Here is a 14653-nt window from a genome sequence, read left to right on the forward strand (position 1 = left end):
TGACTCGCCCGGACGGGCTCCCGCGGGTCAGCGGGGTTTGGTGGCGAGAAGGGTTCGGGCTTCGGCGGGGGCCATGGGCGGACGCTGGGCCAGGCGGGCGGCCTGGGCGGCGCGCTCCACGAGTTCGGCGTTCGCCGTGACGGGGCGGCCCTTGGCGAAGGTGACCGTGTCCTCCATGCCGACGCGCAGGTGGCCGCCCGCCGACAGGGCCGCGAACATCACCGGCAGGGACGTGCGGCCGATGCCGGTGGCCGACCATGTGGCACCCTCCGGGAGGGCCTCGACGGCGGCCACCAGAGTGCGGGCGTCGCCGGGCATGCCGCCCGGGACACCCATCACCAGGTCGCAGTGGACGTGCCCGCCATAGGGGAGACCGTGCTTGTCCAGAAGACGGTGCAGCGACGTGATGTGGCCGAGGTCGAACAGCTCGAACTCGGGGACGACCTCAAGCTCCTGGGTGCGCTCGTACAGCTCCACCATGAACGACCACGGGTTCATGAACACGTCGTCGCCGAAGTTGACCGTCCCGCATGTGAGCGAGCACATGTCGGGTTCGGCGTCCAGGACGCGGAGGCGGTCCTCGTACGGGTCGGTGACCGCGCCGCCCGTGGACAGCTGGACGATGAGCCCCGTGCTCTCCCGCAGCGCCGTCACCGTGTCCCGCAGCCGGACCGGGTCGAGCGTGGGCCGCGCGTCGTCGTCGCGGATGTGCACGTGGATCACGGCCGCGCCGGCCGCCTCGCACTCCTTGGCCGTCTGGACCAGTTCATCCAGGGTGACGGGCAGGGCCGGGACGTCCGCCTTGGCGGACTCCGCACCCGTGGGCGCCACCGTGATGAGCGTCATTGCTCCCATGGCGGCAGAATGCATGGTCATGCGTGCTGTAGTCCAGAGGGTGAGCGAGGCGAGCGTCTCGGTGGAGGGCCGCGTCGTCGGCGCGATCGAGGGGCCGGGGCTGCTGGTCCTCGTCGGCGTGACGCACGACGACGGCCCGGAAAGCGCCCGCAGACTGGCCTCCAAGCTGTGGGGGCTGCGGATCCTGGAGGGCGAGAAGTCGTGCTCCGACCTGAACGCGCCGCTCCTCGTCGTGAGCCAATTCACTCTCTACGGGGACGCGCGGAAGGGCCGCCGCCCGTCCTGGACGGCCGCCGCGCCCGGGCCCGTCGCCGAGCCTCTGGTGGACGCGGTGGTCCGCGAGCTGCGCGAGCTGGGCGCGAAGGTGGAGACGGGCGAGTTCGGCGCGGACATGAAGGTCGCGCTCGTCAACGACGGCCCGATCACGCTGGTCCTGGAGGTCTGACCCCGTCGGCCGGCGCGGGTCAGCGGAACCCGTAGACCATGCCGACGAGCGCGGTGAGCGTCCCGGCGGAGGCGAGGATGATGAGGGCGCGGTCCTGCGGGACAAGGCGGCCGCGCACGTCCGAGGACACCACCACCACGGTCCCGGGCTCGCCCTCGTCGTGGACGGGGCCCTGCTGGAACGGGTTGCGGATCCCGGCGAGCCGCCACAGCGCGTCGTTGCGGAGCCGCTGGTGGGCCGGGCCGCAGGCGAAGAGCCGCCCCCGGGTGCGCTCGGTGCAGGCGGCGCCCTTCGGCGTCAGCACCCTGCACAGGGTGGGGACGAGGGCGAACTCGTACAGGCACCACGCCAGCAGGCCGAGCAGCGCGACGCGCCACGAGTGCTGCCACCACGCGATCCCGGCGATCGCCGCGAACAGGGCCCACCACAGCAGGGCGGACTCCCGGCGCGGGCGGCGCCGGGATCCTCCCCTCCGGGCCGCGGGCGGCTTCCCATTCCCCATCGGTAGGAATCCACCTTCCCCGGGCGGCGCTCAGTCAGAAATCGTCTTATCAGACGATATTCGCCCCGGGGGCGGGCTGCTACCCGTGTTTCGCGGGCCGGCGGCGCAGAGCGATCTGCGCGTTCGCGCCCGTCTCCGGCGACACGACGACCTCCTGCGACGCCGCGACGCCGCCCGCGAGCAGCTCGGCGTCCACCGGAACGTTCCGCTTGACCAGCGCCAGCGCGATCGGCCCCAGCTCGTGGTGCCGGGCCGCCGACCCGACGAACCCGATCGTCCGGCCCCCGGGGACCTCCACCGGGTCGCCGTGCGCGGGCAGCCGGTCGACGCTGCCGTCCAGGTGCAGGAACACCAGGCGGCGCGGGGGCCGCCCCAGGTTGTGGACGCGCGCGACGGTCTCCTGCCCCCGGTAGCAGCCCTTGTTCAGGTGGACGGCCGTCTCCACGTACCCGGCCTCGTGCGGGATCGTCCGGTGGTCGGTGTCGAGGCCGAACCGGGGGCGGTGCTCGGCGATGCGCAGCGCCTCGTACGCCCACATCCCGGCCGGCTTCAGGTCGGACGGGAACTCCCCGCGCGGGACGATCCGCGTCGTCGTCCCCGCGACGTCCGGCCAGGCGGGGCGGCCGTCGGCGGGACCGGACGGCCCGGTGACCACCATGTACTCGTCCGACACGTCGGCGACCTCGACGCGCAGCATGAACCGCATCCGGTCGAGGAACTCCACCAGCGAAGGGGCCGTGCCCGGCTCGACGTGCGCCCAGACCGCCTCGCCGTCGTCGACGAGGAAGAGGTGGTGCTCGATGTGCCCGTTCGGGCTGAGCAGCAGCGCCTCGGTCGGCTCGGACGGCTTCAGCCCGTCCAGGTGCTGGCTCAGCAGGCTGTGCAGCCAGCTCAGCCGGTCCGGCCCCGAGACGCGGACGACGCCCCGGTTGCTCCGGTCGACGAACGCCGCCCCCTCCTCCAGGGCGCGTTGCTCCCGGGCCGGGTCCCCGTAGTGCGCGGCGACCTCCTGGTCGGGCGCGTCGGCGGCGACGGCTCCGGGCGACTTCAGCAGAGGGCTCTCCATGCCGTCCAGACTATGTCGCGGGTTCCCGGATCGCGCCCCGGGCTACGCCTCGCGGCAGTCCTTGCAGCGCCCGTAGACGGTGAGGTGGTGGACGTCGGTCTCGAAGCCGAAGTCGCGCGCCAGGACGTCGGCCAGGCCCGCCGCCGCGCGCGGGTCGACGTCCTCCACGGTGTGGCAGCCCCGGCAGACGAGGTGGATGTGCTCGGCCTCGGCGGCGAGATGGTAGTTGGGCGGGCCGTGCCCGAGGTGGGCGTGCTTGACGAGCCCGAGTTCCTCGAGGAGTTCGAGCGTCCGGTAGACGGTGGAGATGTTCACGCCGCGGGCGGTGCGCTGCACCTCCGTGCAGATCTCCTCGGGGGTCGCGTGCTCCAGGTTGGTGACCGCTTCGAGCACCAGCTGGCGCTGCGGGGTCACCCGGTACCCCTTCGCCCGCAGCTCCTCCTGCCACGACTCGACCATGCACCGAGTCTAGATCCCGGGCGGCGGGCTCGCCCCCGACGTCCGGTTTCAGCCTTGGGAAAACCCGCTTGCCTCGTCGCGCGGGCGTCGCATACGTTCGGTGTACGCGCGAAAGGAGGTGGTCCTAAACAATGGTTTCTTGTAGGACTCGCGAGGTGACTGTCCGCTAGTCGCCGTTCCGCCTCGGAGCCCCCGCCTCAGGGCGGGGTAGCCGGTCGCGACGGTGACCGGCGAATACCAGGCAGTTACCCGGTCCCCGGACCGATGGACCCGTCCTGTCCATCGTCCCGCCACCCGGCGGGAAGGTCCGGGGATCGTTCATGTCCGGGGGTTCTCATGCCCGGGGGTGGCCGCTTCGGCCCCGCTCAGGAGACTTTCTTCAACTGGGCCGACAGGTGCGACTGGAGCTTCTGGCCCATCGCCGCCATGTCGTACGCCCAGCCGAGGTCCTCGCCGATCAGCCCGTAGAGGCGGTGGCCGCCGGTGACCTCCTTTGCCGACTCCGTCCGGGCGACGACGTCGGTGTGCAGCTCCACCCGGTTGAACGCCACGTTCCCCACGTAGATCTCGACGATGCCGGTCGGGTGGGCCAGCGTCACCTCGACCTGGTGGTCGGGCCGCGGCCGCCAGTACCCCGTCTCCATGGCCAGCGGACGCCCGAGCGTGCCGTCCTCCTCGATCTTCCAGGTCCGGCTCGCGTAGACCAGGAAGGGCTTCCCGATGTGCGTGAACGAGACCTCCTGGCCGAAGTTGAACGACTCGATCGTCGGATAGCCGCCCACGCCGGCGCCTTCCCAGGTGCCGAGCAGGAACTTCAGCGGCTCAAGGTCGGGGTGCAGCTCAGGATCCATGGGCACCGAGCGTAGCGGCGTCCGCGCCCCCTGCGCGCCCGCCGCCCGCGTCCCCGTGCGCCCCGTCCCCTCCGCTCCGGGACCGGCGTCCCTTTCCGGAGCCGGGAGGCGGACCGATCATGGGAGCGTGTCGAAGCTCGCCGCGCTCATGGTGGTCCCCCTGATCATCGCCGCCGGTCTGCTGGCCGTGGGCTGGGTATGGCGGATCCGGTTCCGCAACCTGCACCGCGCCGTCGAGACGGACTGCGCCGGCCTCGCCGGGGTTCCCGGCGGCGTCCCGTGCCAGGTCAGCGGGACGGCCGTCGCCGTCCGGCCCGCCCCGTTCTCCGGCCGACCCTGCGCCTGGTACAAGACGAAGGCGACGGCCCGCACGAAGTCGGGCAAGCGGGTCTTCATCGACGAGACGTCGAAGACGCCCTTCTACCTGCGGGACGGGAGCGGGCACGCCGTCATCGACCCCGCCACCGCGGCCGTCGACGGCGCCGTCCGGACGATGGACGAGCGTCGCCCCTCCAACGGGGAACTCCCCGGCGTGGAGGGAGAGGTCGCGGAGTACCGGTACGAGGAGTGGATCCTGCCCGCCGACCAGCCGCTCTACGTCCTCGGCACCGCGACCGGCGGCTCCGTCGGCAAGGACAAGGAGACCGGCCAGTACGCCATCACCACGCGGACGCGCGGCCAGTACCGGCGCCGCGCCGTGATGTTCATGGGCATCGGGTACGGCGGCGGCGCGGCGATCGTCCTCGCCTGCGCCGCGGTCGTCGCCGTCGACCACCTCTACTTCGACTGACGCGCCCGGCCTACCTGAGCCTGCCCAGCTTGATCACGAGCAGGACGGCGGCGGCCGCCGTCAACCCGAGCACGACGACGAGGATCCCGGCGTTCACCAACCCGACCACATCGCAGGATGCTACGCGGAACACCCGACTAGAGTGCCCCCCATGGCGAGACCACTGGTCATCAAGGTGACGGCTGGCGCGGACGCCCCCGAGCGCTGCAACCAGGCGTTCACGGTCGCGGCGGCAGCTGCGGCGAGCGGGGTCCCGATCTCCCTGTGGCTGACCGGGGAGTCCGCGTGGTTCGCGCTGCCGGGGCGGGCCGCCGAGTTCTCACTGCCCCACGCCACTCCCCTGGACGACCTTCTCGGCGTCGTCCTCGCCGCGGGCCGGGTCACGCTCTGCACCCAGTGCGCCGCCCGCCGGGAGATCGGCCCGGACGACGTCCTGCCCGGCATCCGCATCGCCGGCGCCCCGACCTTCGTCGAGGAGATCACCCTCCCCGACGTCCAGGCGCTCGTGTACTGACACGAGGCGCACGTCCGGGCGCGGGCCCTCCTGGCGGGCCTTTCGCGGAAGGGTGCCGCGCAGGGCCAGCCCGACGCCCGCGACGGCGGAACCGGCGAGGCCGAGCATGAGGTCGCCGATGGTGTCGCGGTAGATCGTGACGGTCTCGGGGGTGTCGAGGATGAAGACGCCGTACTCGAAGAACTCCCACAGGATGGCGGCGACGGCGCCCAGGCCGGTGCAGGTCAGGGCCAGCGTCCACGACCTGAGGCCGGCCCAGCGGCGCAGGGCGGTGCCGGCGGCGGCGCTCAGCAGGGCCCAGTTCCCGAAGTGGCAGGCGTCGTCGAACCAGCCGACCGTGTCGTAGAGGTCGGCGGCGTTCCCGGCGACGTCCACGACGAAGGGGGCGGTGACGAGGAGGTCGACGTCCCACGGGAAGGGCCGCCCGCGGCCGCGCAGCGCCCAGACGAGCGTGACGACCATGACGGCGGCGGGGTACGCGGCCACCCGCACGCCCATCGCCTTGTCCGCGAACCGGTCCCATTCGGGGAAGGCGACGGCGAGGGCCAGCAGCGCGAGGAGGGCCGCCTTGGCGGCGAGGGCCGGCGGGCGCCAGCGGGAGGTGTCCATGGCGGAAGCATGGCCGCCCGCCGGCTCCGGCGGCATCGGCGCGGGTACTCAGGACGGCCTGAGTACCCGGCTCCGGGGGCCGCTTCCTCGCGCCCGCGGCAGGGAGCCGTGGCGGTAGAACGGCCGGAGAACGGAAATAGGACTGCCGACGCACCCCCGAGACTGGAGCCGCCGGATGGTCGACATACCCCTGTGGGCCTGGGGCGCGACGATCGCACTGATCGTCGCCCTCTTCGTCTTCGACCTGCTGGTCGCCGTCCGGCGGCCGCACGCGGTGGGGCTCAGGGAGGCGACGTTCTGGTCGGTGTTCTACATCGCCGTCGCGGTCCTGTTCGGCGGGGCCGTGTGGCTCCTCGCCGGGTCGACCGCGGGCACCGAGTACTTCTCCGGATGGATCGTGGAGAAGAGCCTGTCGGTCGACAACCTCTTCGTCTTCGTGATCATCATGGCGAAGTTCGCGGTGCCCCAGGAGTACCAGCAGAAGACGCTGCTGTTCGGCATCGCCGCCGCGCTGCTGCTGCGGGCCGTCCTGATCGCGATCGGCGCCGCGGCGATCAGCCTGTTCTCCTTCACCTTCCTGATCTTCGGGCTGATCCTGATCTGGACGGCGGTGCAGCTCATCCGGCACCGCAACGAGGAGCCCGACGTCGAGGACACCTTCCTCGTCCGGCGCGCCCGCCAGATCCTGCCCGTCAGCCAGGACTTCCACGGCGGGCGCATGCTCGCCCACGAGGACGGCCAGCGCGTGATGACCCCGCTGCTGGTGGTCTTCGTCGCCATCGGCAGCACGGACGTGCTGTTCGCGCTGGACTCCATCCCGGCCGTGTTCGGCGTGACCAAGGACCCGTTCCTCGTCTTCACCGCCAACGCGTTCGCCCTGCTCGGGCTGCGGGCCCTCTACTTCCTCATCGAGGGCCTGCTCGAACGCCTCGTCTACCTGTCGATCGGCCTCTCGGTGATCCTCGCGTTCATCGGGGTGAAGCTGATCCTGCAGTTCCTGCACGAGGACGTCACGGAGTCGGTTCCCGAGATCCCGACGACGCTCTCCCTGGGCGTGATCCTGGTGATCCTGCTCTTCACCACCGGGGCGAGCCTGGTCCGCGTCCATCACCACCCGGAGGAGAGGGCGAAGGCCGGTTCCCTGCGCAAGCGCCGCGAGAAGAAGCCCCGCGAGGAGGAACCGGCCGCCCGCTGACCCGGGCTCAGCCCATGCTCTTGGCGCCGTCCAGCGACTCCCGGATGATGTCGGCGTGGCCCGCGTGCTGGGCCGTCTCGGTCATGATGTGCAGGAGCACCCTGCGGGTCGACCAGTGCGTCTCGGTGTTCCACGGGGCCTTGGGCAGCTCGTGGACGGCGTCGAGGTCGGGAAGGGCCGGGATCAGTTCGTCGGTCCGGCGCGCCACCTCGGCGTAGGCGTCCAGCACACCGGCCAGGGTGTCGCCGGGCAGCATCTTGAACTCGTCGGCGCGCCGCGCGAAGTCCTCCTCGGTCATCTGCGTGAAGTCGCCCATCGCGGAGGGCCCTTCGAGGATGAAGTCCACCCAGCTCCGCTCGCAGGACGTGACGTGCTTGACGAGACCGCCCAGGCACAACTCGCTCGCCGTGGTCCGCATCCCGGCCTGCTCGTCCGTGAGGTCCCGGGTGGTGAACCGCAGGAAGTGGCGCGCCTTGGCGAGTTCCGCCAGCAGGTCGGCCCGCTCCCCCGTGACGTTCGGTGCGTTCTTGACGTCCATGGTCTCCGCCTTCGGTCGTGTCGTTCCCCGTACACGTCCACGCTAGGAACCATGGCGGTCATATTCTGACCTGCTTCGCCCCGTCTGCCGGTATGGGATCGAGCCGGTGCGCCGCTCAGCCGAGGACGAAGGGCACTCTTGCGGCGAGATCGCCCAGTTCGGCCTTCTCCACGCCGGTCGGCGCGCGGCGCCCGGTGCCGACCAGCAGCGCGTCCCTGTCGGAGAACGAGGCGGGGAACTCGCTCCCGGCGATCTTCTCCAGCAGCGCACGCGCGGCCGCGAGGGTCTCGGCGGGCGGCTCGGGTCCCGCCGGCAGGTGCGCGACCAGGTCGAGGTGGTGCAGCGTCCACTCGACCACGTAGGCGGACAGGTAGTCGCCGACCGTCAGGACCTCGTCCTGGGTGCCGACGAGGACGGCGGGGTCGGCGAGCCGCGCCGCGCGGCCCGCCGCCTGGCCGACGTCGTCGAGGTGGAACTTGAGCAGCCGCGGCTCACCGTAGGCGGCGGCCAGCCGGGGGATCAGCGCGTCCAGCGGGTCGTCGCCGGTCGGCGGCTCCACGAGCTTCCAGTAGGTGGCCGCGTCGACGGTCGGCTCGGTGCCGGCGGGCGTGGCCAGGGTGATCAGGACGTCCTGGGCGTCGATGACCAGGTGGCACACCAGGTCCCGCACGAGCCAGCCGGCGCAGCCGGACGGCCGTTCGAAGTCCTCGTCCGGCAGGCCCGCGACCGCCGCTAGCAGTGCCGTCCACGAGCGTGAGAAGTGGTCCACTTTCGGCACGGTAATGCCGGGCCGGAACGGCGGACAAGCGAATTCGGGCGCCCTAGACGGCGGTGGCCGGCGCGGCCGTCCGGGCCTCCAGAGCGTGCACGACCGCGGCCATGTCGGCGTCGCCGTGGCCCAGCGCGGCGGTCTCGCCGTAGAGGGCGTGGCACACGTCCAGCAGCGGCGAGGCGAGCCGCGCGGCGCGGGCGGCCTCCGCGATGAGGCGGTTGTTGTCCAGGACGTTGAGGATGGACGCCTGGACGGCGAAGTCGCGGTCGAGCAGCTTGCGGCCCTTGGCGCGCGACACGGTGCTGGCCATCGGGCCGGCGTCGAGCACGTCCAGCAGCCGCCGCCGGTCCAGGCCGTGCCGCTCGGCGAAGTGGAACGCCTCGGCCAGCCCGGTGACCATGGTGATCAGGTACAGGTTGACGGCGAGCTTCATCTGGAGCGCCTGCGGAACCGGCCCGCAGACGAACACCTCGCCGCACATCGGGCCGATCAGGGGGCGGACCTCGGCCACCGCCGGCGCCTCCCCGGCCAGCATCGCGATGAGCTCCCCGGACTCCGCGGGCCCCCGCGAACCGGACACGGGCGCCTCGACGTACCGCCCGCCGGCGGCCCTGACGTCCGCTTCGAGGCCGTGCGAGTAGCCCGGCGAGGTCGTCCCCATGTGGACGACGACCCGGCCCCGGACGTTCGCCGCGAAAGCCGGCGTACCGCGTCCCAGAGCCGAGTCGATGGCGGGACCGTCGGCCAGCATGAGGAACACCACGCGCGCACGTCGGAAGACGTCGGCGGGGTCGTCCGCCACCGTCGCCCCCGCCGCGCGCAGGGGCTCGCACTTGGCGGCCGTGCGGTTCCAGACGACGAGCCCGGTCCCCGCCCGGACGAGGTTGAGCGCCATGGGCCGTCCCATGACGCCGAGGCCGATGAAACCGACGTCCTTGTCCACCATCGCCTCCGCACCCTTGCGAGTTATGACAGTGGTCATGATAATGATCCAGGTAGATAGGGCAATAGCCTGTGAAATATTCTTCGGAGGGTGGCCGTGGCGACCGGTGAGCGGGGTCCGCGGGAGCGGATGGTCTTCAGCGCGGCGCAGCTCATCCGCCGCGACGGCGTCACGGCGACCGGCCTGCGCGAGGTCGCCGAGCACGCCGGGGCGCCGCGCGGCTCGCTGCAGCACTACTTCCCCGGCGGCAAGGAGCAACTGGTCAACGAGGCCGTGGAGTGGGCCGGACGCTACGCGAGCGACCGCGTCGCCCGCTTCATGGCCGCCATGGCGCGCCCCACCCCGGGGCGACTCTTCGCGGCGATGGTCCGCCAGTGGATCGACGAGTTCGAGGCGACGGGGTTCGACCGCGGCTGCCCCGTGGCCGCCGCCACGGTCGACTGCGCCGAGTCGGTGGAGTCCACTCGCGCGGCCGCGGCCGCCGCCTTCACCGCCTGGCGGCGGCCGATCGCCCGCGAGCTGGCCGCGATGGGCGTCCCGTCCCGCAGGGCGACGGCCCTCGCGACCCTGATGGTCAGCTCCCTGGAAGGCGCGATCCTCCTGGCCAGAGCCGAGCAGAGCACCCGCCCCCTGCGCACCGTGGCCCGAGAACTGGCCCCCTTCCTCGACTCCCATGTCCCCCGCTGATGGATGTTTCAGCGGTGTGCCGCAAATCCGTGGGTCCGGTCGGTGGGGCGGGCCGGTGCCGCTGATCCTCGAGTCCGTAGGAGAATCCTCGGTATGACCACACCCGTCTGTGTCGTCCTTGGCGCCGGTCCCGGCCTGGGGCTTTCCGTGGCCCGCCGTTTCGCCCGCGAGGGTCATGTCGCCGTGCTGGTCACGCACTCGGCCGACCACGCCGAGTCCCTGGCCTCGACCCTCAGGGGAGAGGGGTACGAGGCCGAGGGCGCCGGGGTGGACCTGACCGATCCGGCGGACGTCGGCAACGTGATCGGCGGGGCGGGCGAACGCCATGGGCGGATCGACGTCCTGCACTTCAACCCCAGCGCGTGGCGGGAGAAGGATCCGCTGCACCTCAGCGTCGCCGAACTCCTGGAGGACGTGGCGTTCGGGGCCGGCGCGCTGCTGCCCGCCGTCCAGGCCGCGCGGCCGTTCATGCGGTCGGGCGCCCGGGTGCTGGTCACCGGGTCGGCGGCGGCGGACCACCCCGCGCACAGGGCCGCGTCGCTCGGCGTGCAGAAGGCCGCCGTGCGGAACCTCGTCACCAGCCTCGACGCCACCCTGGCACCCGACGGCATCCGCGCGGTCGCGGTGCAGGTCAACGGCGTGCTCGCCAAGGAGGGGCCCTTCTCACCACCCCCGATCGCCGACGCCATGTGGCAGGCCGTCACCCGTCCCGACGGCGAATGGACACCGCACGTCCCCTACGACGGCTGACGGAACCTCACCGCCCTGCGGTGATTCTCACGCCCCGGAAAGGCCGGACAGGTCGCGGCCGACGACCGTGTTGCGGTCGGTGGGGCGGTTTCCGAGCGACAGTTGCGGCCATTGGCCGGAGAGTTCCTGGCGGCTGCGCTCGCTCCAGGCGCGGGCCTCGTCGGCGCGGGTCTTGTAGAAGTTCAGGGCGTAGCCGCCGGTGTGGACGCGCAGCAGAGTGAAACCGCCCGGGTACTCCTTCACCGCCCCGACCTCCTGCTGGACGACCCGGGGAGCGAGCGGGAACACGGACCGCTGGTTGCGGTGGGTGTGGCCCGCGTGGTGGAGGAACACGCCGGGCGCCCGGTTGTAGGCCGTGAGGATCCGCAGGGACTGGCCCGCGTCGAGGGAGTGGGCGCCGGTGATGGAGAGCGGGTCGTTCTCGGTGAAGAGCGGGTGGTGGCCGAAGACGAGGGTGGGCCGCTCGGGCTCCTTCTTCAGCTCCGCCTCGAACCAGGCGTGCTGCTCGGCGGAGAGGCCGCCGGAGTCGCCGCCGTCGCCCGGCTTGTCGTAGGTGTCGAGGCCGATGACGCGCAGGCCCCGCAGGTCGTGGGAGAAGTACGTCCGCCCGGACGGGGAGAAGGCGTCCTTGAAGCAGTCGTTCCCCTGGTGCTCCCCGGGGCTGCACTCGCCGTACCGCTCCCCGGAATGGGCGCGGTCATGGTTGCCGCGGGCGATCAGGTAGTCGCCGCCCAGGGTCCCGAAGGTGTCGAGGATGCTCTTGGCGCTCGCGAGGTCGGCGGGCGCCGCCTCGCTCGATATGTCCCCGGCGGCGAGCAGGTACTCGGCGCCCCTGGCCCGCGCGTCGGCGATCAGGGCCTTCGCCATGACCTCGGGATACGGCGGGTGGCCGGGCACCTGCTCGATGCCCTTGATCCAGGGAAGCTGGCCCACCAGCCCGGCGACGGTCTCGCCCAGGTGGAGGTCGTTGCAGAGGGCGACGGAGAAGAGGTGGCGGCCCGGGGGCGGTTGCGGGGTCGTGAACGCGAAGACGTCTCCGTAGGGAGTGCCCGCCGCCTGGCCTGCGGCCAGCCAGGTGGGGGCGGCGTCCCGTCCTCGGGAGCGGGCCCTGTAGTAATACGTGCGGCCCGGCTCCAGATCGGTCAGCTCGACGTAGTGGTACGGGGTGCCGGACGGTCCATGGGCGACGCGGTCGAGGCGCGACGGGTGCGTCCCGTAGAGGACCTCGGCGTCGGACGGCGCGGGCTGCATTCGCCCCAGGCCGTCATCTGTCCCGGGGAGACCCGTGTACCAGGTGAGGACGGCCGTCGTCTCAGTGACGGTGACCAGTTCGAGGTTCACCGGCTGGACGTCGTCCGAAGCGCGCGCGGGCGACGGCTCGACGGTGGGCAGGAGCGAGGCGCCCGCGACGACGGCACTCCAGCGCAGGAGCGCCCGGCGAGAAGGCCGGCAGCAGATCACGATCGCTACGGTGGCAGCGCCCGGTCCCCCGCACCAGACCCAAACGGACAAGGACCGATGAACCCGGCCGTCGAGTGGCGAACCACCCCGAAACGGCCGGGTCGCTTCGGTCTATGAACGCGGGGTCAGCCCATGACCGCCTGGAGGCGCTCCTCGCGCAGGCGCCCGGCCCACGAGTCGTCCAGCGGCGCCAGGTCGCTGCCGACGGCCCAGCGGAGCAGCAGGTCGGCGAGGCCGGGGTTGCGGACGAGCGCCGGGCCGTGCATGTAGGTGCCGAGGATCCGGCCGCTGTAGGCGCCCTCGAAGCCGTTCCCGTCGCCGTTGCCGACGCCGTGCACCACCTTCGCGAACGGGCGCGCGTTCGGGCCGATCTGCGTGACGCCCTGGTGGTTCTCGAAGCCGGTGATGCGCGGGACGTTCAGCTCCGCCGCGACGTCGCCGACGACCTCGCCGACCGCGCGCTGCTCGCCGCGGCCCGAGCGGATGTCGAGCAGGCCGAGGCCCGGCACGGGCTGGCCCTCCTCGCCGCCGAACTCGTGGCCGAGCAGCTGGTAGCCCGCGCAGACCGCGAACACGACCGCGCCGGACTGGACGGCCCGCGCGAGGCCGCCGTCGCCCCGCAGCCGCTGCGCCGCGAGGATCTGCGGCCGGTCCTCGCCGCCGCCGAGCAGGTAGATGTCGCCGTCGGCGGGGACATGCTCGTCCGACCGGAGGCTGACGGTCTCGGTGGGGATGCCGCGCAGCGCCGCGCGCCGCTCCAGGACGATCGTGTTGCCCTGGTCGCCGTAGGTGCTGAGCAGGTCCGGGTAGATCCAGACGATTTTGATGCGGTCAGACGACACGGCCGTACCTCGTTCGGATGGTCTGGAAGGCGGTGTAGTTGGCGATCACGTCCAGGTGCCCGGGCGGGACGGCCATGACCGCCTGGTCGATGTCGTCCACCACCGTGAAGGAGACCTCGGCGGCCTCCAGCCGGGCGGCGAGGTCGATGCGGCGCTCGCCGGTGACCCAGACGGGGCGGCCCCGCAGGATGCGGTAGTCGACGTCCCACAGCCAGGACGTGTCGCGGCCGTCGGGGCCCTGCGCGTTGATCGACAGCGCGACCGGGCCGGGCGCGGGCTGCAGGACGTCGAACGCCTCCAGCCATCCGGCGGGGTTCTTCGACAGCAGCAGCCGGATCGAGCGGCCCTGGTGCTCGACCGTCGTGTAGCGCCCGGCGACGGAGGTGACCTGCGACAGCAGCGGCAGGGCCTGCTCGGGCGGGACGCCGAACTGCGCCACGACCGCGAGGGCGATCAGCGCGTTCGAGCGGTTCGCGCGGCCGGGCAGGGACAGCCCGGTGAGGGAGTACGCCCGGCCGTCCGGGGCGGTGATCGTGTCGCCCTTCAGCGCCCAGTCGGGGCGGGGGCGGGAGAAGTGGCACTGCCGGCAGCGCCAGTCGCTGTCCTCGTCGGTGTCCTGCCGGTCGAGGGGGCCGCCGCACTCGGGGCAGCACCAGGAGTCCTCGCGCCAGTGCTGGCCCGCGGCGACCCACGTGACGCTCTTGGCGGTGGACGCGCCCCAGGTGACCAGCGGGTCGTCGCAGTTGGCGATGACGTGGCTGGTCGGGGACGCCTCCAGCGCGCGCCGCCACTTGCCGGCCAGCAGCCAGATCTCGGCGGCGCGGTCCATCTGGTCGCGGCTGAGGTTCATCAGCGCGACGACGTTCGCCCCGGTCTCCTTCAGGACCATCGGGACGTACTTCTCGTCGCACTCCAGCACGCCGTAGCGGGCGGACGGCGCGGACGCCAGCGCCGACACGTGACCGGTCGGCATGTTGGCGCCGAACGCGTTGGTGGCGACCTCTCCGAGCGGCGTCATCGCCGAGGTGATCAGCCGGGTCGTCGTCGTCTTGCCGTTGGTGGCGCTGACGAGGACGAGCTTGCGGTCCTTGGCGAGCCTGGTCAGCAGCTCCGGGTCGAGCCGGAGGCCGACCCGGCCGCCGATCACCGAGCCGTCCCCGCGGCCCGCCATTCGGGACATCTTGGCGGCCGTACGACCGAGCGCGACGGCCAGCTGCGAACGCAGCGGAAGATCGCTCATGGACTCCGTCTTCTCTGGATGCGCCGGGAAACCGCTCCGAGCCTAGCCGCTGAGTGGGGCTTTCGCGGCGCGCCGGGCGGTTCGGGGGACGTGCTCCGCACCACCGGTGCACAATGTGAGCAGCATCACAGCGA

Annotated in this window: 17 protein-coding genes; 6 read left to right on the forward strand and 11 right to left on the reverse strand. The window is 72.2% G+C overall.

Translation table 11 applies throughout. The features are described from left to right. Positions 1–27 precede the first annotated feature (27 nt). Complete coding sequence (locus K4S16_RS33285) at positions 28–855, reverse strand: 3-keto-5-aminohexanoate cleavage protein (RefSeq protein ID WP_149263041.1); 828 nt, start codon at positions 853–855, stop codon at positions 28–30. Between the two features lie 19 nt (positions 856–874). Between K4S16_RS33285 and dtd the strand changes: the two genes are divergently transcribed. Beyond that, the gene (dtd, locus tag K4S16_RS33290) at positions 875–1300 is read left to right on the forward strand and encodes a D-aminoacyl-tRNA deacylase (protein WP_149263042.1); all 426 of its coding nucleotides are present in this window, start codon (positions 875–877) and stop codon (positions 1298–1300) included. A gap of 19 nt (positions 1301–1319) precedes the next feature. On the opposite strand, the gene K4S16_RS33295 is transcribed toward dtd, so the two are convergent. The 4 genes from K4S16_RS33295 to K4S16_RS33310 all read right to left on the reverse strand — a co-directional run bounded on the left by K4S16_RS33295 (position 1320) and on the right by K4S16_RS33310 (position 4178). Then, entirely contained in the window at positions 1320–1802 is a 483-nt protein-coding gene (locus K4S16_RS33295; RefSeq protein ID WP_149263043.1) for a hypothetical protein, read from the reverse strand. Positions 1803–1881: 79 nt separating this feature from the next. Beyond that, positions 1882–2868 carry a folate-binding protein YgfZ gene (locus K4S16_RS33300; RefSeq protein WP_149263044.1) on the reverse strand — a complete coding sequence of 329 codons (987 nt, stop codon included), beginning with the start codon at positions 2866–2868 and terminating at the stop codon, positions 1882–1884. Positions 2869–2910: 42 nt separating this feature from the next. Further along, positions 2911–3327 carry a Fur family transcriptional regulator gene (locus K4S16_RS33305; RefSeq protein WP_141578642.1) on the reverse strand — a complete coding sequence of 139 codons (417 nt, stop codon included), beginning with the start codon at positions 3325–3327 and terminating at the stop codon, positions 2911–2913. A gap of 365 nt (positions 3328–3692) precedes the next feature. Beyond that, entirely contained in the window at positions 3693–4178 is a 486-nt protein-coding gene (locus K4S16_RS33310; protein WP_149263045.1) for an FABP family protein, read from the reverse strand. Positions 4179–4305: 127 nt separating this feature from the next. Here K4S16_RS33310 and K4S16_RS33320 point away from each other — a divergent pair, with 127 nt between their 5' ends. The 3 genes from K4S16_RS33320 to K4S16_RS33330 all read left to right on the forward strand — a co-directional run bounded on the left by K4S16_RS33320 (position 4306) and on the right by K4S16_RS33330 (position 7286). Beyond that, entirely contained in the window at positions 4306–4968 is a 663-nt protein-coding gene (locus K4S16_RS33320) for a GIDE domain-containing protein (protein WP_149263046.1), read from the forward strand. 151 nt (positions 4969–5119) lie between these two features. Beyond that, positions 5120–5482 (forward strand): DsrE family protein, encoded by a 363-nt coding sequence (locus K4S16_RS33325; protein ID WP_149263047.1) that lies wholly within the window; start codon positions 5120–5122, stop codon positions 5480–5482. 784 nt (positions 5483–6266) lie between these two features. After that, a complete protein-coding gene (locus K4S16_RS33330) occupies positions 6267–7286 on the forward strand; it encodes a TerC family protein (protein ID WP_149263048.1) in 1020 nt (339 codons plus the stop codon). Between the two features lie 7 nt (positions 7287–7293). On the opposite strand, the gene K4S16_RS33335 is transcribed toward K4S16_RS33330, so the two are convergent. The 3 genes from K4S16_RS33335 to K4S16_RS33345 form a co-directional block, all read right to left on the reverse strand. Further along, positions 7294–7824, reverse strand: a complete 531-nt coding sequence (locus tag K4S16_RS33335; protein ID WP_149263049.1) for a DinB family protein — start codon at positions 7822–7824, stop codon at positions 7294–7296. 115 nt (positions 7825–7939) lie between these two features. Then, a complete protein-coding gene (locus tag K4S16_RS33340; protein WP_149263050.1) occupies positions 7940–8593 on the reverse strand; it encodes a maleylpyruvate isomerase N-terminal domain-containing protein in 654 nt (217 codons plus the stop codon). Between the two features lie 52 nt (positions 8594–8645). After that, positions 8646–9578, reverse strand: a complete 933-nt coding sequence (locus tag K4S16_RS33345; RefSeq protein WP_235037226.1) for an NAD(P)-dependent oxidoreductase — start codon at positions 9576–9578, stop codon at positions 8646–8648. A 51-nt stretch (positions 9579–9629) separates the two neighbouring features. Here K4S16_RS33345 and K4S16_RS33350 point away from each other — a divergent pair, with 51 nt between their 5' ends. Beyond that, a complete protein-coding gene (locus tag K4S16_RS33350; protein WP_235037227.1) occupies positions 9630–10226 on the forward strand; it encodes a TetR/AcrR family transcriptional regulator in 597 nt (198 codons plus the stop codon). Between the two features lie 93 nt (positions 10227–10319). Further along, on the forward strand, positions 10320–10976 hold the full coding sequence (locus tag K4S16_RS33355; RefSeq protein WP_149263051.1) for an SDR family oxidoreductase: 657 nt from the start codon (positions 10320–10322) through the stop codon (positions 10974–10976). A 27-nt stretch (positions 10977–11003) separates the two neighbouring features. On the opposite strand, the gene K4S16_RS33360 is transcribed toward K4S16_RS33355, so the two are convergent. The 3 genes from K4S16_RS33360 to K4S16_RS33370 form a co-directional block, all read right to left on the reverse strand. Further along, the gene (locus K4S16_RS33360) at positions 11004–12437 is read right to left on the reverse strand and encodes a metallophosphoesterase family protein (protein WP_200842264.1); all 1434 of its coding nucleotides are present in this window, start codon (positions 12435–12437) and stop codon (positions 11004–11006) included. A 125-nt stretch (positions 12438–12562) separates the two neighbouring features. Next, the gene (locus K4S16_RS33365; RefSeq protein ID WP_149263052.1) at positions 12563–13279 is read right to left on the reverse strand and encodes a type 1 glutamine amidotransferase; all 717 of its coding nucleotides are present in this window, start codon (positions 13277–13279) and stop codon (positions 12563–12565) included. Next, positions 13269–14519 carry a Mur ligase family protein gene (locus K4S16_RS33370; RefSeq protein ID WP_149263053.1) on the reverse strand — a complete coding sequence of 417 codons (1251 nt, stop codon included), beginning with the start codon at positions 14517–14519 and terminating at the stop codon, positions 13269–13271. The genes K4S16_RS33365 and K4S16_RS33370 overlap by 11 nt, the downstream gene beginning before the upstream one ends. Positions 14520–14653: the final 134 nt, after the last annotated feature.

Origin of the sequence: Actinomadura sp. K4S16 (genome assembly GCF_008327685.1) — a bacterium.
Classification (GTDB): domain Bacteria; phylum Actinomycetota; class Actinomycetes; order Streptosporangiales; family Streptosporangiaceae; genus Spirillospora.